Annotated in this window: 14 protein-coding genes and 1 tRNA gene; 14 read left to right on the plus strand and 1 reads right to left on the minus strand. The window is 72.5% G+C overall.

Annotated features, from left to right (window positions below; all coding sequences use genetic code 11):
- The first annotated feature begins 220 nt into the window (after window positions 1–220).
- The 3 genes from ACWDBB_RS24060 (at window position 221) to ACWDBB_RS24070 (ending at window position 3,823) form a co-directional block, all read left to right on the plus strand.
- Window positions 221–1,759: an MFS transporter gene (locus tag ACWDBB_RS24060; RefSeq protein ID WP_449791573.1), complete on the plus strand. Its 1,539-nt coding sequence runs from the start codon at window positions 221–223 to the stop codon at window positions 1,757–1,759.
- Between the two features lie 75 nt (window positions 1,760–1,834).
- The gene (locus ACWDBB_RS24065; protein WP_449791574.1) at window positions 1,835–2,740 is read left to right on the plus strand and encodes a carbohydrate kinase family protein; all 906 of its coding nucleotides are present in this window, start codon (window positions 1,835–1,837) and stop codon (window positions 2,738–2,740) included.
- A gap of 132 nt (window positions 2,741–2,872) precedes the next feature.
- Entirely contained in the window at window positions 2,873–3,823 is a 951-nt protein-coding gene (locus ACWDBB_RS24070) for a trypsin-like serine peptidase (protein ID WP_449791575.1), read from the plus strand.
- Window positions 3,824–3,940: 117 nt separating this feature from the next.
- Here ACWDBB_RS24070 and ACWDBB_RS24075 read toward each other — a convergent pair.
- Window positions 3,941–4,012, minus strand: a tRNA-Arg gene (locus ACWDBB_RS24075).
- Between the two features lie 187 nt (window positions 4,013–4,199).
- Here ACWDBB_RS24075 and ACWDBB_RS24080 point away from each other — a divergent pair.
- The 11 genes from ACWDBB_RS24080 to prmC form a co-directional block, all read left to right on the plus strand.
- A complete protein-coding gene (locus tag ACWDBB_RS24080; protein ID WP_449791604.1) occupies window positions 4,200–4,631 on the plus strand; it encodes a response regulator in 432 nt (143 codons plus the stop codon).
- Between the two features lie 83 nt (window positions 4,632–4,714).
- Window positions 4,715–6,376, plus strand: coding sequence for an arginine--tRNA ligase (gene argS / locus ACWDBB_RS24085; protein ID WP_449791576.1), 1,662 nt, complete (start codon window positions 4,715–4,717; stop codon window positions 6,374–6,376).
- A 90-nt stretch (window positions 6,377–6,466) separates the two neighbouring features.
- Entirely contained in the window at window positions 6,467–7,858 is a 1,392-nt protein-coding gene (gene lysA / locus ACWDBB_RS24090; RefSeq protein WP_449791577.1) for a diaminopimelate decarboxylase, read from the plus strand.
- Window positions 7,859–7,997: 139 nt separating this feature from the next.
- The gene (locus ACWDBB_RS24095; protein ID WP_449791578.1) at window positions 7,998–9,290 is read left to right on the plus strand and encodes a homoserine dehydrogenase; all 1,293 of its coding nucleotides are present in this window, start codon (window positions 7,998–8,000) and stop codon (window positions 9,288–9,290) included.
- 9 nt (window positions 9,291–9,299) lie between these two features.
- Complete coding sequence (gene thrC / locus ACWDBB_RS24100; protein ID WP_449791579.1) at window positions 9,300–10,448, plus strand: threonine synthase; 1,149 nt, start codon at window positions 9,300–9,302, stop codon at window positions 10,446–10,448.
- A gap of 363 nt (window positions 10,449–10,811) precedes the next feature.
- Entirely contained in the window at window positions 10,812–11,750 is a 939-nt protein-coding gene (gene thrB, locus ACWDBB_RS24105; protein WP_449791580.1) for a homoserine kinase, read from the plus strand.
- 603 nt (window positions 11,751–12,353) lie between these two features.
- On the plus strand, window positions 12,354–14,444 hold the full coding sequence (rho, locus tag ACWDBB_RS24110; RefSeq protein WP_449791581.1) for a transcription termination factor Rho: 2,091 nt from the start codon (window positions 12,354–12,356) through the stop codon (window positions 14,442–14,444).
- Between the two features lie 140 nt (window positions 14,445–14,584).
- On the plus strand, window positions 14,585–15,700 hold the full coding sequence (locus ACWDBB_RS24115; protein WP_449791582.1) for an LCP family protein: 1,116 nt from the start codon (window positions 14,585–14,587) through the stop codon (window positions 15,698–15,700).
- Between the two features lie 160 nt (window positions 15,701–15,860).
- The gene (gene rpmE, locus ACWDBB_RS24120; RefSeq protein WP_030057539.1) at window positions 15,861–16,082 is read left to right on the plus strand and encodes a 50S ribosomal protein L31; all 222 of its coding nucleotides are present in this window, start codon (window positions 15,861–15,863) and stop codon (window positions 16,080–16,082) included.
- A 147-nt stretch (window positions 16,083–16,229) separates the two neighbouring features.
- Entirely contained in the window at window positions 16,230–17,306 is a 1,077-nt protein-coding gene (gene prfA / locus ACWDBB_RS24125; protein ID WP_449791583.1) for a peptide chain release factor 1, read from the plus strand.
- A 58-nt stretch (window positions 17,307–17,364) separates the two neighbouring features.
- Window positions 17,365–18,222 (plus strand): peptide chain release factor N(5)-glutamine methyltransferase (gene prmC, locus ACWDBB_RS24130; protein ID WP_449791584.1); only part of this gene is annotated, 858 nt, incomplete at its 3' end.

The raw sequence follows: 18,222 nt of genomic DNA on the forward strand, positions 1-18,222 counted from the left end.
GTGCGCCCCGGTGACGGTGCGCTGAGCGGGCCGGGGCACACGCGGTGGCCGCGATCGGGGGAACCAGGCCCCCGGGACTCGGTCCGGAGCCCCGGGGGGCCGGTTCTTTTGTCCCAAAGATCCGGTTTGGAGAGGTTTTGCCTTGCGGTCCGTCCCGGCCGGAGTTTGGCTGGAAGGCGAATGCGTGACCTCTCCGCCCCCACACCGGAAGGCCCGGCCTGTGACTGCGCAAACCGTCACCGGTCATGAGGACGCGGACCGTCGCCGCTGGTGGGCGCTGGCCGTCATCGCCACCGCCCAGCTCATGATCGTCCTCGATGTCACCATCGTGAACATCGCGCTGCCGTCCGCCCAGCGGGAGCTGGGCATCTCGGACGCCGACCGGCAGTGGGTGATCACCGCCTACACGCTCGCCTTCGGCGGTCTGCTGCTGCTCGGTGGCCGGCTGGGCGACCTCTTCGGCCGCAAGCGCGTCTTCACCGTCGGCCTGCTGGGCTTCGCCCTCGCCTCCGCCCTCGGCGGCGCCGCGGTCGGCCCCGCCATGCTCTTCGGCGCGCGTGCCCTCCAGGGAGCGTTCGCCGCCCTGCTCGCGCCCTCCGCGCTGGGGCTGCTCTCCACCACCTTCTCCGATCCGCGCGAACGCGGTACGGCCTTCGGCGTCTTCGGCGCGATCGCCGGCGGCGGCTCCGCGATCGGCCTCATCGCCGGCGGTCTGCTGACCGAGTACCTGGACTGGCGCTGGTGCCTGTTCGTCAACGTGCCGATCGCCGTCGTCGCCGCCTTCGCGGCGTTCGACCTGCTGAAGCGCGACCACGTGGAGAAGGGCCGCCGGATGCCGCTGGACCTGCCCGGGGCGCTGCTCGGCTGCGGCGGCCTGCTGGCGATCGTCCACGGCACCTCCGAGGCCGTGACCAGGGGCTGGGGCGACGCTCTGGTGATCGGCTCGCTGGCCCTGGGCGTGCTGCTGCTCGCGGCGTTCGTCCTGGTCGAGCGGCGCACCGCGCACCCGCTGCTGCCGGTGCACATCGTCGCCGACCGCAATCGCGGCGGCGGCGCGCTCTCGGTGGGCCTGGCGATGGTCGGCATGTTCGGCACCTTCCTGTTCCTGACCTACTACCTCCAGGCCATCAAGCACTTCTCGCCGGTCGTGTCCGGGCTGTCCTTCCTGCCCATGACGGTCTCCGTCGTGCTGACTTCGACGGGCTTCGCGGCCCGGATGATGACCAGGGTGCCGACCCGGGTCCTGGTCGGCCCCGGGCTGCTGCTGGCCGCGAGTGGCATGGCCTGGCTGACCCGGATGCGGGTGGACAGCCCGTGGGCCGCCCTGGTGCTGCCGGCCGAGTTGCTGATCGGCATCGGCATGGGCCTGGTGTTCACGCCGGCGATGAGCCTGGCCACCCTCGGGGTCGCCCCGAACGAGGCCGGCGCGGCCGCCGCCACGCTCAACTCGGCTCAGCAGGTGGGTGGTTCGGTCGGCACCGCGCTGCTGAACACGGTCGCCGCGAGCGCCACCGCGAGCTTCCTGGCCACCCGGATCGCCTCCGACCCGGTGGTGCGGGCCCAGGGCGCCGTGCACGGCTACGTGGTCGCGATCTGGGTGGCGATGGGCGTCCTGCTGGTGGCCGCGCTGGTCGCGGTGCTGATGATCGACCACCGGCCGACGCCCGGCGAGGCCGCGGTCGTCCCGGTCGGTGCGCAGGCGGAGGCGGCGGAGACGGCGTCCACGGCGCACGTGGTGGAAGGACCACCGATCGACTGAAATTTGCAGCAAGTCTTGCAGTCAGCCTCCGGTGCCTGCTTGACTCCCGGCACCGTTCAGGATCAAGGAGGCGCCATGCTGCCCGAGTTCGACCTGCTCGTCGTCGGCGGCGCCGGGGTGGACACCATCGTCCGGGTCGAGCGGCTGGAGATCCCGCCCGGGGACTCGCAACTCGTCGAACCGGTGCGGGACTACGTCGGCCACACCGGCAACGGGGTCGCCCTCGGCGCCCACCACCTCGGGCTGCGCACCGCGTTCGTCGACTTCCTCGGCGACGACGCCCAGGGTGACCTGATCCGCGCCCACTACGCGCGCCACGGCCTGCACTTCGCCCACCTGGTGAGCCCGCACGGCACCCCGCGCGGGGTCAACCTGGTGGACGCGGACGGCCGCCGGTTCTCCTTCTTCGACGGCCGCCACCCCGCCGACCTGCGGCTGCCGCGCGACCTCTACCTGCCGTACGCCGAGCGCAGCCGGCACGTCCACCTGTCCATCACCGGCGTCAACCGGGACATGTACGGCGACCTGCGCCGCCTCGGCCGCACCACCTCCACCGACCTGCACGACTGGGACGGCGTCGACCCGTACCGCCGCGACTACGCGTTCGGCTCCGACCTGGTCTTCCTCTCGGTGGCCGGCTGCCGCGGCCGGCACGAGGAGGTGATGCGCGCGATCCTCGCCGAAGGGCGCGCACAGGTGGTCGTCGCCACCGCCGGCGCCGAGGGCTGCCACCTGCTCACCCGGGACGACCCCGCGCCGCGCCACCTGCCCGCCGTCGACCCGGGCCGTCCGGTGGTGGACAGCAACGGCGCCGGCGACGCCTTCGTGTCGGGATTCCTGTACGCGTGGTTCCGGGGTCGCTCGCCGCTGGACTGCGCCCGGGCCGGTACGGTGGCCGGGGCCTTCGCCTGCACCGCCGCCGGGACGCACACCGCCTTCGTCGGAGCCGACGAACTGGACGCGGTGCTCGCCGGATCCTGACACCGGGGGGGCGCGGGCGGTCGACGGGTTTCTCATCGAGCTCCCAGGAGCCCGTCACATCGCTACCAGGCTGAGGCGCCATAGTCGTTGGTCGAAGGCCGCCCCCCGACCGCCCCGGCAGGAGAAACAGGCATGGGCAAGCACCGCCGCCAGACGTCGCGCCGCCGCCGCGGACTGCTGGTCCCGTCCCTGTTCACCGCGCTGTCCGCGGTGGTGATCGCCGTCGCGCTGACCGGGACGCACGGGCCGGACCTGTCCGACACGACGGCCGCCGGGAAGGCGGCCCGCAGCACCCGGGCCGCCGCCGCTCCGCCCCCGGCCACCGACCCGGCGGCCTCCGCCCCGCCCGCCCCGGTCGCGGCCCCGGCGCCCTCCTCGGACGCCGCCCCGGCGGCAGCCCCCGCGACGGCCACCCCCACCCCGGACGTCGCCCTCGGCACCACCCGCTCGGCCCCGGCCGGCGACCGCGAGTCCCGGACCGTCGGCGCGCTGTTCAGCGGCGCCCCGGAGGCCGGCGACCACTTCTGCACCGCCAGCGTGCTGCACAGCCCCACCGGCAACCTGCTGCTGACCGCGGCGCACTGCCTCAGCAGCACCGACGGTGTCACCTTCGCCCCCGGCTACCGCGACGGCTCCGCCCCGTACGGCACCTGGCAGGTGACGGCGATCCACACCACCGCCGACTGGTCCCGGAAGGGCGACGTGGCCGAGGACTTCGCGATCCTGGAGACCGCCCCCAGCAACGGCCGCAACGTCGAGGACGTGGTCGGCGGCAACCGGCTGGGCGCCGACGAGCCCTTCGACGCGACCGTCCGCCTCTACGGCTACCCCGCCGACTCCGAGGAGCCGGTCCTGTGCACCAACGCCACCGCGCAGCAGAGCGCCTCCCAGCGGGTCGTGCACTGCCCGGCCTACCCGTCCGGCACCAGCGGCGGCCCCTGGATCGACACCGCCACCGGCGACGTGGTCGGCGCGATCGGCGGCTACCAGCAGGGCGGCGACACCGACGACATCTCGTACAGCGCCTACTTCGACCACACCATCGCCGAGCTGTACGCCCAGGCCGAGGCGGCCGCCTCCTGAGCCCACGGGGCCGTCCCGGACGGGCCGGACGGGCCCGGAAACACGACGAAGGCCCAGGTCGGTGGATCAACTCCACTGAACTGGGCCTTGGTTACACTCTCGCAATCGCTGCGTGAGTGCCCCCGGTAGGATTCGAACCTACGCACCCGCCTCCGGAGGGCGGTGCTCTATCCCCTGAGCTACGGGGGCCTGTTGGCCTGTCGGTCGCTCGCGCTTCCGACGTGGAGAACACTACCAGGCTTCGGACGCGGTCCGTGCACGGGTTTCCGGAAGACCGTCCGGGCGTCGCCGGCGGCGTCGCGGGGCGGGGGAGCGGAAGTGCCCAAAGGCCGGACGGGGCGGCGGGGCCGCCGATACCCTCGGTGAGGTGTCGGGAGTGTCCGGGCGGGTCCTCGTGGTGGACGACAGCGAGGTGATCCGCCAGCTGATCAGGGTCAACCTGGAGCTCGAGGGCTTCGAGGTGGTGACCGCCGCCGACGGCGCCGAGTGCCTGGAGGTCATCCGCCGGGTGCAGCCCGACGTGGTCACGCTGGACGTGGTGATGCCGCGACTGGACGGCCTGCGGACGGCGGCCCGGCTGCGCGCCACCCCGGACACCTGCCGGCTGCCGATCGCGATCGTGAGCGCCTGCACCCCGGCGGACCTCGACCTGGGGGAGACGGTCGGGGTGGACGGCTATCTCGGCAAGCCCTTCGACCCGGCCGATCTGGTGGCCCTGGTCCGGCGGCTGATGCGGCTCGCGGGGCAGCCGGGCGGACCGCCCGAGGCAGTTCGCCCTGAGCGAACAGAACGCACGGATCACGGCTGAGACCCCGTAACGACGGCGCGGCGGCGTCCCGACAGGTAAACCGAGTGGCGGGCGGGCACCCCGTCTCGCCTACGCTTGGCGTCGTGACCCCCGCAGACCTTTCCCAGGCAATCCAGGCCGCCGTGAGCTCCGCCGTCGAGGCGGGCGAGCTGGCCGTCGCCGTGCCCGAGCACGTGACGGTCGACCGGCCCAAGAACAGGGACCACGGCGACTACGCGACCAACGTGGCCCTCCAGCTCGCCAAGGCGGCCGGCAAGCCGCCGCGAGCCGTTGCCGAACTGCTGGTCGAGCGCCTGCGAGGGATCACCGGCGTCGCCAAGGTCGACATCGCCGGTCCGGGCTTCCTGAACATCACCCTGGACACCGCCACCGCCGGTGCGCTGGCGCGCACCATCGTCGAGGCGGGCGAGGCCTACGGCCGCAACGACGCCCTCGAGGGCTTGAAGATCAACCTGGAGTTCGTCTCCGCCAACCCGACCGGCCCGATCCACATCGGCGGCGTCCGCTGGGCCGCCGTCGGCGACTCGATGGCGCGCGTGCTGCGGGCCTCCGGCGCCGACGTCACCACCGAGTACTACCTCAACGACGCCGGTGTGCAGATCACCAAGTTCGCCGCCTCGCTGCAGGCCGCCGCGAACGGCCGCGAGGTGCCCGAGGGCGGGTACGTCGGCGAGTACATCGTCGACATCGCCAAGGCGCTCACCGAGGCGGTCCCCGGCGTGCTCGACCTGCCCGAGGCCGAGCAGCTGCAGGTCTTCCGCACCGAGGGCCTCAAGCTCATGATCGCCGAGATCAAGCGCTCGATGGACGAGTTCGGCACCCACTTCGACGTGTGGTTCTCGGAGAAGACGCTGCACGACTCCGGCGCCGTCGAGAAGGCCATCGACCGGCTGCGCGACCAGGGCCACGTCTTCGAGCAGGAGGGCGCGGTCTTCCTGCGCACCACCGACTTCGGCGACGACAAGGACCGCGTCCTGATCAAGGCCGACGGCGACAAGACCTACTTCGCCGCCGACGCCGCGTACTACCTGTCCAAGCGGGACCGCGGCGCCGAGGTCGCGCTCTACATGCTGGGCGCCGACCACCACGGCTACGTCAACCGCCTCAAGGCCATCTCGGCCTGCGCGGGCGACGACATGAACCGCAACATCGAGGTGAAGATCGGCCAGTTCGTGAAGATGCTTCGCGACGGCGAAGAGGTCCGCATGTCCAAGCGGGCCGGCAACATCATCACGATCGACGACGTGGTCGAGTGGATCGGCGTGGACGCCGCCCGCTACACCCTGGCGCGCTCCTCCACGGACTCGACGATCACGCTGGACATCAACCTGCTGACCAGCCAGACCACCGAGAACCCGGTCTTCTACGTCCAGTACGCCCACACCCGGATGTGCGGCGTGGCGCGCAAGGCCGCCGAGCTGGGCGTGGACAAGGGCACGGCCGAGCAGTTCAAGCCCGAGCTGCTGGCCACCGAGTGGGAATCCGACGTGCTCGGCCACCTCGCGGAGTTCCCGCGGGTGCTGGCCACGGCCGGCGAGCTGCGCGAGCCGCACCGGGTGGCGCGCTACCTGGAGGAGCTCGCGGGCAAGTACCACCGCCTGTACGAGAACTGCATGTTCCTGCCCAAGGGCGACGAGGAACTCACCGACACGCACCGCGCCCGCCTCTGGCTGGTCGAGGCGACGCGCACCGTGCTCGCCAACGGCCTCACGCTCCTGGGCGTGACGGCGCCCGAGCGGATGTAGGCACCACCCCCAAGCGCACAGCGGGGGCGGCTGACGGTCAACGGGGACCGTCGCCGCCCCTCGCCATAGGTCTCGAAGGAACCCAGCACCATGAGCCGTTCCGCACACCCCGCAGGCCCCCGCCACGGCGACGTCCTGCCCGAGGGCCACTACCAGGCCCCGCCCGCCGACCTGAACGCGCTCGACCCCAAGGTCTGGTCGCGCACCGTCGCCCGCGACGCCGAGGGTGTGGCCACCGTCGGCGGCATCGACGTCAAGCGGCTGGCCGCCGAGTTCGGCACCCCCGCCTACGTGCTGGACGAGGAGGACTTCCGCTCCCGGGCACGCGCCTGGCGGGACGCCTTCGGCGCCGACGCGGACGTCTACTACGCCGGCAAGGCGTTCCTCTCCAAGGCCGTCGTGCGCTGGCTGCACGAGGAGGGCCTCAACCTCGACGTGTGCAGCGCGGGCGAGCTCGCGGTCGCGCTGGCCGCCGGGATGCCGCCGCAGCGGATCGCGCTGCACGGCAACAACAAGTCGGCGGACGAGCTGGAGAACGCCGTGAAGACCGGCGTCGGGCACATCGTGCTCGACTCCTACGAGGAGATCGAGCGCCTCGCCGCGATCGCCGCCCGCCAGGGCGTGCGCCAGCCGGTGCTGATCCGGATCACCGTCGGCGTCGAGGCGCACACCCACGAGTTCATCGCCACCGCGCACGAGGACCAGAAGTTCGGGCTCTCCCTCAACGGAGGGGCGGCCGCCGAGGCGGTGCGCCGGGTGCTCGGCCACGACAGCCTGGAGCTGCGCGGCATCCACTCGCACATCGGCTCGCAGATCTTCGACATGGCCGGCTTCGAGGTGGCCGCCCGCCGGGTGGTCGGCCTGCTGGCCGGGATCCGCGACGAGCACGGCGTCGAGCTGCCCGAGATCGACCTCGGCGGCGGCCTCGGCATCGCCTACACCAGCGAGGACGACCCGCGCGAGCCGGCCGAGATCGCGGCCGCGCTGGCCGAGATCGTCCGCCGCGAGTGCGCGGCCGCGAACCTGAACGCCCCCAGGCTGAGCGTGGAGCCGGGCCGGGCCATCGTCGGCCCGACGGCGTTCACGCTGTACGAGGTCGGCACCGTCAAGCCGCTGGAGGGCCTGCGCACCTACGTCAGCGTGGACGGCGGGATGTCCGACAACATCCGCACCGCGCTGTACGACGCCGAGTACTCGGTGGCCCTGGTGTCGCGCACCAGTGACGCGGAGCCGATGCTGGTGCGGGTGGTCGGAAAGCACTGCGAGTCCGGCGACATCGTCGTCCGGGACGCCTTCCTGCCGGCCGACCTGGCCCCGGGCGACCTGATCGCGGTTCCCGCCACCGGCGCCTACTGCCGGTCGATGGCGAGCAATTACAACCACGCCCTCAAGCCCCCCGTGCTCGCCGTCAAGGACGGTGCGGCGCGGGTGATCGTCCGGCGCGAGACGGAGGAGGATCTCCTGCGTCTGGATATCGGATGACGAAATTCTCGTCTCAGATCATGGAACGACCGTAGATCCGTACGGAAAGTCCCGGAGACTGGTACGGACCGAAGTTTCCGGCGGTCCAGGAAAACCCGCCGGAAATACCGAAGCACGAATGAATGCAGAGCGGAGTCGGATGATGCGTACGCGCCCGCTGAAGGTGGCGTTGCTGGGTTGTGGTGTGGTGGGCTCCGAGGTGGCGCGCATCATGACGACGACGGCCGACGACCTCGCCGCTCGCATCGGTGCTCCGGTCGAGCTGGCCGGGATCGCGGTCCGCCGCGCCGGGCGGACCCGTCCGGGCGTCCCCGAGCACCTGGTCACCACCGACGCCGAGGCCCTGGTCAACCGGGGCGACATCGACGTGGTGGTCGAGGTGGTGGGCGGCATCGAGCCGTCCAAATCGCTGATCCTGTCGGCCTTCCGGCAGGGCGCCTCGGTGGTCAGCGCCAACAAGGCGCTGCTCGCCAAGGACGGCACCGAGCTGCACGCCGCGGCCGCCGAGGCCGGGGTGGACCTGTACTACGAGGCCGCGGTGGCGGGCGCGATCCCGCTGCTGCGCCCGCTGCGCGAGTCCCTCGCGGGCGACAAGGTCAACCGGGTGCTGGGCATCGTCAACGGCACCACCAACTTCATCCTCGACAAGATGGACACCACCGGCGCCGGCTACTCGGAGGCGCTGGAGGAGGCCACCGCGCTGGGCTACGCCGAGGCCGACCCGACGGCCGACGTCGAGGGCTTCGACGCCGCCGCCAAGGCCGCGATCCTGGCCGGCATCGCCTTCCACACCAAGGTCACCGCGGTGGACGTCTACCGCGAGGGCATCACCGAGGTGACCGCGGCCGACATCGCCTCCGCCAAGGAGATGGGCTGCGTGGTCAAGCTGCTCGCGATCTGCGAGCGGGCCGCGGACGGCGAGTCCGTCACCGCGCGCGTCCACCCGGCGATGATCCCGCTGTCGCACCCGCTGGCCTCCGTCCGCGAGGCGTACAACGCGGTGTTCGTCGAGGCCGAGGCGGCCGGCCGGCTGATGTTCTACGGCCCCGGCGCGGGCGGCTCGCCGACCGCCTCCGCGGTGCTCGGCGACCTGGTCGCGGTCTGCCGCAACAAGCTGGCCGGCGCCACCGGTCCCGGCGACTCGGTGTACACCCGGCTGCCGGCCAAGCCCATGGACGAGGTGGTCACCCGCTACCACGTCAGCCTGGACGTGGACGACCGCGCGGGCGTGCTCGCCCAGGTGGCGTCCGTCTTCGCCGAGCACGGCGTGTCCATCGACACCGTGCGCCAGCAGGGCCGCGACGGCGACGCCTCGCTCGTCGTGGTCACCCACCGTGCCACCGACGCCGCGCTGTCGGCGACGGTCGACAAGCTCCGCGCGCTGGACAGCGTGCGGGACGTGGCCAGCATCATGCGGGTCGAAGGGGAATAAGGAACAGCCATGAACGCCGTTGCCGAGAACGTCGTCCGAGGCGCGCACACCCACCAGTGGCGCGGCCTGATCGAGGAGTACCGGGACCGTCTGCCGGTCACCGCGGCCACCCCGGTGGTCACCCTGTTGGAGGGCGGCACGCCCCTGGTCCCCGCCCAGGTGCTGTCCGAGCGCACGGGCTGCGAGGTCTACCTCAAGGTCGAGGGCGCCAACCCGACCGGCTCCTTCAAGGACCGCGGGATGACGATGGCCATCTCCAAGGCCAAGGAGGAGGGCGCGCAGGCGGTCATCTGCGCGTCCACCGGCAACACCTCGGCCTCCGCCGCCGCCTACGCGGTGCGGGCCGGGATGGTCTGCGCGGTGCTCGTCCCGCAGGGCAAGATCGCCCTGGGCAAGATGGGCCAGGCGCTGGTGCACGGCGCCCGGATCCTCCAGGTCGACGGGAACTTCGACGACTGCCTCACCCTTGCGCGTGAACTGTCCGAGAAGTACCCGGTGGCGCTGGTCAACTCGGTCAACCCGGTGCGGATCGAGGGCCAGAAGACCGCGGCCTTCGAGATCGTCGACATGCTCGGCGACGCCCCGGACATCCACGTCCTGCCGGTCGGCAACGCGGGCAACATCACCGCGTACTGGAGGGGGTACCGCGAGTACTCCCGCCCGTCTCCCGCCGCCATCCCTGATGGAGGCGCTACGCGCCCCGTCCTCCCTGCCCTCGCCACCCGCACCCCGCGGATGTGGGGCTTCCAGGCCTCCGGCTCCGCCCCGATCGTGGACGGCGCGCCGGTGCTCAAGCCGCAGACCATCGCCACCGCGATCCGGATCGGCAACCCGGCCTCCTGGGACTTCGCACTCGCCGCGCGGGACGAGTCCGGCGGCCTCATCGACAAGGTGACGGACCGTCAGATCCTGTCCGCCTACCGGCTGTTGGCCTCGCAGGAGGGCGTCTTCGTGGAGCCCGCCTCGGCCGCCTCGGTGGCCGGTCTGCTGGCCAAGGCGGAGGCCGGGCTCGTCGACCCGGGCCAGCGGATCGTCTGCACCGTGACCGGCAACGGCCTGAAGGACCCGGACTGGGCGGTGGCCGGCGCGCCGCAGCCGCAGGTCGTCCCGGTCGACCCGGAGGCGGCCGCCCGCAGCCTCGGACTGCTCGACCGGTAACGGGGCCTGACACTCCGACGGGCCGCCCCTTTCGGGGGTCGGCCCGTCGGAGTTCCCCGTTGACACTTTTGAGTCGACCGGGCTTCACACCGCGATCCCTTTCCGCCCCTCCCCCGGCGGGGAGGGGTGCGCATTCCGGCCAGAACCGGCAACACACCAGATCGAAGGCCCACGGGGTGTACCGCTGGGGAACCTCTCTTCGATACTCTGGCCTCGGCCGTGTGGCACATGCCCCGGGCCCGGGCGGATCCGGGCCGCGCCGACCGCCGTGACCGCCCGCCCCCGAGGGGCCTCGGTCCGTTCCCCGCCCTCGCACCGACGACGCGCTCCGCGCCGCCCGATTTCCCCAGGAGAGTCCACCGCATGGCCGGTCCCGCGTTCCGTGCCGCCGCCGTCCGGGTCAGGGTTCCCGCGACCAGCGCCAACCTCGGCCCGGGCTTCGACGCCTTCGGGCTCGCGCTGGGTCTGTACGACGACGTGGTCGTCCGGGTCGCCGACTCCGGCCTCTCCGTCGACATCGCCGGTGAGGGCGCCGACACGCTGCCGCGCGACGAGCGCCACCTGCTGGTCCGCTCGATGCGCGCCGCCTTCGACCGGCTCGGCGGCCAGCCGCGGGGCCTCGAAGTGGTCTGCGCCAACCGGATACCGCACGGCCGCGGCCTTGGCTCCTCCTCGGCCGCCATCTGCGCCGGCATCGTGGCCGCCCGCGCGGTCACCATCGGCGGCCCGTCCGCGCTGGACGACGACGCGCTGCTGGCCCTCGCCTCCGAGCTGGAGGGCCATCCCGACAACGTCGCGGCCTGCCTGCGCGGCAACTTCACCATCGCCTGGACCGACGAGGAGTCGGCCAAGGCGATCGCGTTGGAGCCGTCCGAGCGGGTCGTCCCGGTGGTGTTCGTGCCGGCCGGCGAGGTGCTCACCGAGACCGCGCGCGGGCTGCTGCCGAAGACCGTCCCGCTCGCCGACGCGGCCGTCAACGCCGGCCGCTCCGCACTGCTGGTGGAGGCGCTGACCCGGCGCCCCGAACTGCTCCTCGCCGCCACCGAGGACCGGCTGCACCAGGACTACCGAGCCTCCGCCATGCCGGACAGCGCCGCCCTGGTCGGCGCGCTGCGCGCCGAGGGCGTCCCCGCGGTCATCTCCGGGGCCGGCCCGACCGTCCTGGCGCTCACCGACGAGGCGGGCGCCGACAAGGTGCTCGCCTTCGCCGGGCACCACGGCCACGGCGGGGACCCGGCGTTCGCCGCGCACCGCCTGGACGTCGACCGCACCGGGGCCGTCGTGCTCCCGCTGGACGTCTGAGCAGCACGAACGGGCCGCTCGGGGCCCGGCACCGGCGTCCTGCCGAGCCGGGTCCGGCGGACACGATTGGCAACCGCAAGGCTGGGGAATGTCTGAGGGGGTCGGTAGTGTTAACCTCATTGCTGCACCAGGTGCCCTCCGGGGCTAGGTGCGCCGCGTCCCGATCCCAGCGCTCCACGGCAGTGGAGTCCCGGCGATGCACGGGGCGACGATTCTCCGGGAGCCCACCGCAGCGCGTACGCAGCCTGCCTGCGCGACATGCGGCCGCATCCCGAAGCCGTGACGGCACCTGACTCCCACCCGCGGCCTCCCACCTGGAGGCCAGGACGGGCGGAGCGCGGGCCACCGTCACGCGACGGGGGCCCGGGATTCGCAGGGAGCGTGGGGGTTACGCCCTCAGGGGAGGTCGACACACGACCGGCCCACGCGCCACTCAGCACCACCGTGCTTCATGCACCGCACCTCGTACGTAGCTCTCCCTCGACGGGCTCCCGCCATTCGAGGGACCACCGCCTCGGACCGACGCAGTCGAGCGTTGGTCAGGACAGCACAACCGGTCGCCGAGCCAGACAGGCCGACGTCCGCTCCAGGGAAGGACCCTTAGTGAGCGACTCCACCGATCTGATGGGCGCGCGCCCGGACGCCGACGCGTCGGACGCAGCCGCCGCCCCCGCTGCCCCGGCGCGGCGCCGCCGCAGTGCCGCCGCGGGCCTGGACGGCATGGTCCTGGCCGAGCTCCAGAAGCTCGCCGCGGACCTTGGCATCACCGGTACCGGGCGCATGCGCAAGAGCCAGCTGATCGAGACCATCAAGGAGAAGAGCGGCGGGGACCCGCTGCTCGCCGCCGGTGGCACCGCCCCGGCCGCCAAGCGCACCGCCGCCAAGGCGGACGCCGAGGCCCCGGCCGAGAAGCCGGCCCGCCGCGCCAAGGCCGCCGCCAAGGCCGAGGCCCCGGCCGCCGCCGAGCCGCAGGCCCAGATCGAGATCCCGGTCCAGGCCGCCGCCGAGACCGCCGCGCCGGCCCGTACCGAGCGCACCCGCCGCCGCGCCACCTCGGCCGCCGGCGCGCCCGGCGCCCCGGCCGCGGAGGCCGCCGCCGAGGCCACCGTCGCCGTCGCCGAGTCGAAGCAGGCCGAGGCCCGCCCGGCCGAGACCCGCGGCTTCGAGGGTCGCGAGGACGGCCGCGAGAGCCGTCGCGACCGCCGTGAGCGCCGTGAACGCCGCGAGGGCGGCGAGCGTACTGAGCGCACCGACCGCCAGGAGGGCGGCGAGGCCCAGGACGGCGAGGGCCGCGAGTCCCGCCGCGACCGCCGCAACCGCCGCGAGCGCGCCGACCGCCAGTCCCAGCAGGGCGGCGGCCAGCAGCAGGCCGGCCAGGGCGAGCAGCAGGGCCGCCAGGCCCCGCAGGCCCAGCAGCCGCAGGCCCAGCAGGGCGGCTACGAGGACGACGAGTTCGGCGAGGGCCGCCGTGGCCGCCGCGGGCGCTACCGCGACCGCCGTGGCCGCCGCGGCCGCGACGGCTTCGAGGCCGGCACCGTAGAGCCGCAGATCGGCGAGGACGACGTCCTGATCCCGGTCGCGGGCATCCTCGACATCCTCGACAACTACGCGTTCGTGCGCACCTCCGGCTACCTGCCGGGCCAGAACGACGTCTACGTCTCGCTCGCCCAGGTCCGCAAGAACGGCCTGCGCAAGGGTGACGCCATCACCGGTGCGGTGCGCCAGCCGCGCGAGGGCGAGCGCCGCGAGAAGTTCAACGCCATGGTGCGCCTGGACTCCGTCAACGGCATGGACCCGGAGAGCGGCCGCGGCCGCCCCGAGTTCAACAAGCTCACCCCGCTGTACCCGCAGGAGCGGCTGCGCCTGGAGACCGACCCGGGCGTGCTGACCACCCGGATCATCGACCTGGTGTCGCCGATCGGCAAGGGCCAGCGCGGTCTGATCGTCGCGCCGCCGAAGACCGGCAAGACCATGGTGCTCCAGGCGGTCGCCAACGCGATCACCCACAACAACCCCGAGTGCCACCTGATGGTCGTCCTGGTCGACGAGCGTCCGGAAGAGGTCACCGACATGCAGCGGTCGGTGAAGGGCGAGGTCATCTCCTCGACCTTCGACCGCCCGGCCGAGGACCACACCACCGTCGCCGAGCTGGCCATCGAGCGCGCCAAGCGCCTGGTCGAGCTGGGCCACGACGTGGTCATCCTGCTGGACTCGATCACCCGCCTCGGCCGCGCCTACAACCTGGCGGCGCCGGCCTCCGGCCGCATCCTGTCCGGTGGTGTCGACTCGACCGCGCTGTACCCGCCGAAGAAGTTCTTCGGTGCCGCGCGCAACATCGAGAACGGCGGCTCGCTGACCATCCTGGCCACCGCGCTGGTCGAGACCGGCTCGCGCATGGACGAGGTGATCTTCGAGGAGTTCAAGGGCACCGGCAACATGGAGCTCAAGCTCGACCGGAAGCTCTCGGACAAGCGCATCTTCCCGGCCGTCGACGTGGACGCCTCCAGCACCCGCAAGGAGGAGATCCTGCTCGGCAGCGAGGAGTTGGCCATCGTCTGGAAGCTGCGCCGGGTGCTGCACGCGCTCGACTCGCAGCAGGCGATCGAGCTGCTCCTGGACAAGATGAAGCAGACCAAGAGCAACGCCGAGTTCCTGATGCAGATCGCCAAGACCACCCCCGGCTCCGGCGACTGACCGTAGCCGGACGGCTGTCGAAGCACGGAACCCCGGATCGCGCGAGCGGTCCGGGGTTCCGCGCGTCCGGGCCGCTTTGTTCCAGACTCGGGACAACTTGAGACCGTTTGGATCATGTTGTCCGATTTACTCTGGGCCGTATGGCCGAACACAAGAGGGTTACGAGTCGCCGCCGCAGGCTCCTTCGGACGGCCGCCTGCGCGTTCGCCGCGTTCGTCGTCGGCGGCGCCCTCCTCGGCTACTTCAGACTCGACGGCAACATCAAGAGCGTCGACATCGACGGCGGGCTCGGTGACGCCCGGCCGCCGGCCGCCACCGACGGCTCCTTCAACATCCTGGTGCTCGGCTCCGATTCGCGCGGCGGCGACAACGGCTCATTGGCCGGCGGCGACACCGGCGCCACCGCCCGCTCGGACACCGCCATGGTGGTGCACATCAACCAGGACCACTCCCGCGCCCAGGTCGTCTCGATCCCGCGCGACACCCTGGTCACCCGCCCCGACTGCACCGACCCGAGCGGCCGGACGGCGCCCGGCGCCAAGCGCGCGATGTACAACAGCGCCTTCGAGACCGGCGGCGCGGTCTGCGCGGTCAAGACCACCGAGCAGCTCACCGGGCTGCGGATGGACCACTACCTGCAGGTCGACTTCGCCGGCTTCGCCCGGGTCGTGGACGCGATAGGCGGGGCCACCGTGACCACCACGGTGGCCATCCACGACAAGGACAGCGGGCTCGACCTGCCGCCCGGCGAGCACCGCCTGAACGGACAGCAGGCGCTGGCCTTCGTGCGCACCCGGCACGGCGTCGGCGACGGCAGCGACCTCGGCCGGATCGAGCTCCAGAAACAGATGGTGAAGTCGCTGCTGCAGCAGGTCGGGGGGAGCGGGATGCTCACCAACCCGGTCAAGCTGTGGTCCGTCGGCGACACCGTGACCAAGAGCATCACCACCGACTCCGCGCTCGGCTCGGTGAACTCGCTGGTGGGGCTCGCCCAGGAGCTCAAGGGGATAGGCCCGGACCAGCTGAGCATGGTCACCCTGCCGGTGGAGACCGCCCCCGGCGACCCGAACCGGGTGGTCCCGCAGCAGCCGGCGGCCGGGCAGGTCTGGACGGCGCTCAGGGCCGACCGGCCGTTCCCGCCGGCGGTCGTCGCCGCGCAGCCGGAGAACCCCGCCCAGGCGGCCCCCACGGCCACGCCGTCGGCCCCGGCGCGGACCACGGGGAAGCCGGGCGCGAAGGCCACCACCACGCCCTGACGGACACCGCCGCCGGGCGCGCGGGGGGCCCGGAATATCCCGGAACGCGACCCGGTTTGGGAAGATGCGGCCGGTCCTGGCAGACTGGTCCGTCGGTCCCGGTTCACGTGCGGCGCTCCAGCCGCCGACCCGGTGCCCTCCCGAAACCTAGGAGAACCCCTTGAAGCCCAACGTTCACCCCGAGTACGTGGTCACGCGCGTGACCTGCACCTGTGGCGCCGAGTTCACCACCCGCTCGACCGAGACCAGTGGCGAGATCCGCGCCGAGGTCTGCTCGCAGTGCCACCCGTTCTACACCGGCAAGCAGAAGATCCTCGACACCGGTGGCCGCGTGGCCCGCTTCGAGGCCCGCTTCGGCAAGCAGCACAGCGCGAAGGCCTAGCGCTCCCTCGGCGCCGGTTCCCGGCGTCCCCGTACTCGTTGTCGGGGGCGCTTGGGGGCCGGCGCCGTTCGCGTCCCCCGCGAGTGCGCGCCCCCGCGAGTCCCCACCCCCCACACGTTTCCGAGTCCCCGGGAAGAAGGCCACCCCATGTTCGAGGCAGTCGAAGAGCTCCTCGTCGAGCACGCCGACCTCGAGACGAGGCTGGCCGACCCGTCCGTCCACGCGGACCAGAACAACGCCCGCAAGCTGGCCAAGCGCTATGCCGAGCTGACCCCGATCACCCGGGTCTACCGGCAGTGGCGGCAGGCCGGCGAGGACATCGAGGCCGCGCGCGAACTCGCGGCCGAGGACCCGGAGTTCCTCTCCGAGGTGAAGGACTCCGAGGCGCGCCGCGACGAGCTGACCGAGGAACTGCGGCTGCTGCTCGTCCCGCGCGACCCGAGCGACGACAAGGACGTCATCCTGGAGATCAAGGCGGGCGAGGGCGGCGAGGAGTCCGCGCTGTTCGCCGGCGACCTGCTCCGGATGTACCTGCGCTACGCCGAGCGGATCGGCTGGAAGACCGAGATCATCGACTCCAACGAGTCCGACCTCGGCGGCTACAAGGACGTCTCGGTGGCCGTGAAGACCAAGGGCAGCACCGAGCCCGGCCAGGGCGTCTGGGCCCGGCTGAAGTACGAGGGCGGCGTGCACCGCGTGCAGCGCGTCCCCGCCACCGAGTCGCAGGGCCGCATCCACACCTCCGCGGCGGGCGTGCTGGTCACCCCCGAGGCGGAGGAGGTCGAGGTCGAGATCCTCGCCAACGACCTGCGGATCGACGTCTACCGGTCCTCCGGCCCCGGCGGCCAGTCGGTCAACACCACCGACTCCGCGGTCCGGATCACCCACCTGCCGACCGGTATCGTGGCGTCCTGCCAGAACGAGAAGAGCCAGCTCCAGAACAAGGAGCAGGCGATGCGCATCCTGCGTTCGCGGCTGCTGGCCGCCGCGCAGGAGGAGGCCGAGCGGGAGGCCTCGGACGCGCGCCGCAGCCAGGTCCGCACGGTGGACCGCTCCGAGCGGATCCGCACGTACAACTACCCCGAGAACCGCATCTCGGACCACCGCACCGGATTCAAGGCGTACAACCTGGACCAGGTCCTGGACGGCGACCTGAACGCGGTGATCCAGTCCTGCGTCGACAAGGACGCGGCGGCCAAGCTCGCCGCGGCCCAAGAGAACTGAGACCGGCGCGCCCCAGCCCGCGTTTCGCCCGGAGCCGGAGAGACAAGAGGTCGTACGGATGAACCTGCTGCTCGCCGAGGTGGCCCAGGCCACCCAGCGGTTGGCCGCGGCCGGCGTGCCGTCGCCGCGCTTCGACGCGGAGGAGCTCGCCGCCTACGTCCACAACGTCAAGCGCAGCCAGCTGCACACGGTGAAGGACGCCGACTTCGACGCCCGCTACTGGGAGGCGGTCTCCCGCCGCGAGGCGCGCGAACCGCTCCAGCACATCACCGGGCGGGCGTTCTTCCGCTACCTCGAACTGGAGGTCGGCCCCGGGGTGTTCGTGCCCCGGCCGGAGACCGAGACGGTCGTCGAGTGGGCGATAGACGCGGTGCGCGACATGGACGTGGCCGAGCCGCTGGTGGTGGACCTGTGCTCCGGCTCCGGCGCGATCGCGCTCGCCCTGGCCCAGGAACTCCCGCGCTCGACCGTGCACGCCTTCGAACTGGACGAGGGCGCGCTGGAGTACACCCGGCGCAACATCGAGGCCAGCCCCGACCGCGCCCGGGTCACCCTGCACGCCGGTGACGCCACCAGGGCCTTCGAGGACGACCGCTCCTGGGACGGCCGCTTCGACCTGGTCATCTCCAACCCGCCGTACATCCCGCTCACCGAGTGGGAGTACGTCGCGCCGGAGGCCCGCGACCACGACCCGCAGATGTCGCTGTTCTCCGGCGAGGACGGCCTGGACACCATCCGCGGCATCGAGCGCGTCGCGGCCCGGCTGCTGCGTCCGGGCGGCGCGGTGGTGATCGAGCACGCCGACCAGCAGGGCGGCCAGGTGCCGTGGATCTTCAACGAGGAACACGGCTGGACGGACACCGCCGACCACCGGGACCTGAACAACCGGCCGCGCTTCACGACCGCCCGAAGGGTC

The sequence above is a fragment of the Kitasatospora sp. NPDC001095 genome (genome assembly GCF_053598615.1).

Bases quoted from the DNA above. Each gene is read 5' to 3' on its own strand.
- ACWDBB_RS24065 (WP_449791574.1), top strand. From the start codon at position 1,835: ATGCTGCCCGAGTTCGACCTGCTCGTCGTCGGCGGCGCCGGGGTGGAC.
- ACWDBB_RS24070 (WP_449791575.1), top strand. From the start codon at position 2,873: ATGGGCAAGCACCGCCGCCAGACGTCGCGCCGCCGCCGCGGACTGCTG.
- lysA (WP_449791577.1), top strand. From the start codon at position 6,467: ATGAGCCGTTCCGCACACCCCGCAGGCCCCCGCCACGGCGACGTCCTG.
- ACWDBB_RS24095 (WP_449791578.1), top strand. From the start codon at position 7,998: ATGATGCGTACGCGCCCGCTGAAGGTGGCGTTGCTGGGTTGTGGTGTG.
- thrC (WP_449791579.1), top strand. From the start codon at position 9,300: ATGAACGCCGTTGCCGAGAACGTCGTCCGAGGCGCGCACACCCACCAG.
- thrB (WP_449791580.1), top strand. From the start codon at position 10,812: ATGGCCGGTCCCGCGTTCCGTGCCGCCGCCGTCCGGGTCAGGGTTCCC.
- ACWDBB_RS24115 (WP_449791582.1), top strand. From the start codon at position 14,585: ATGGCCGAACACAAGAGGGTTACGAGTCGCCGCCGCAGGCTCCTTCGG.
- prfA (WP_449791583.1), top strand. From the start codon at position 16,230: ATGTTCGAGGCAGTCGAAGAGCTCCTCGTCGAGCACGCCGACCTCGAG.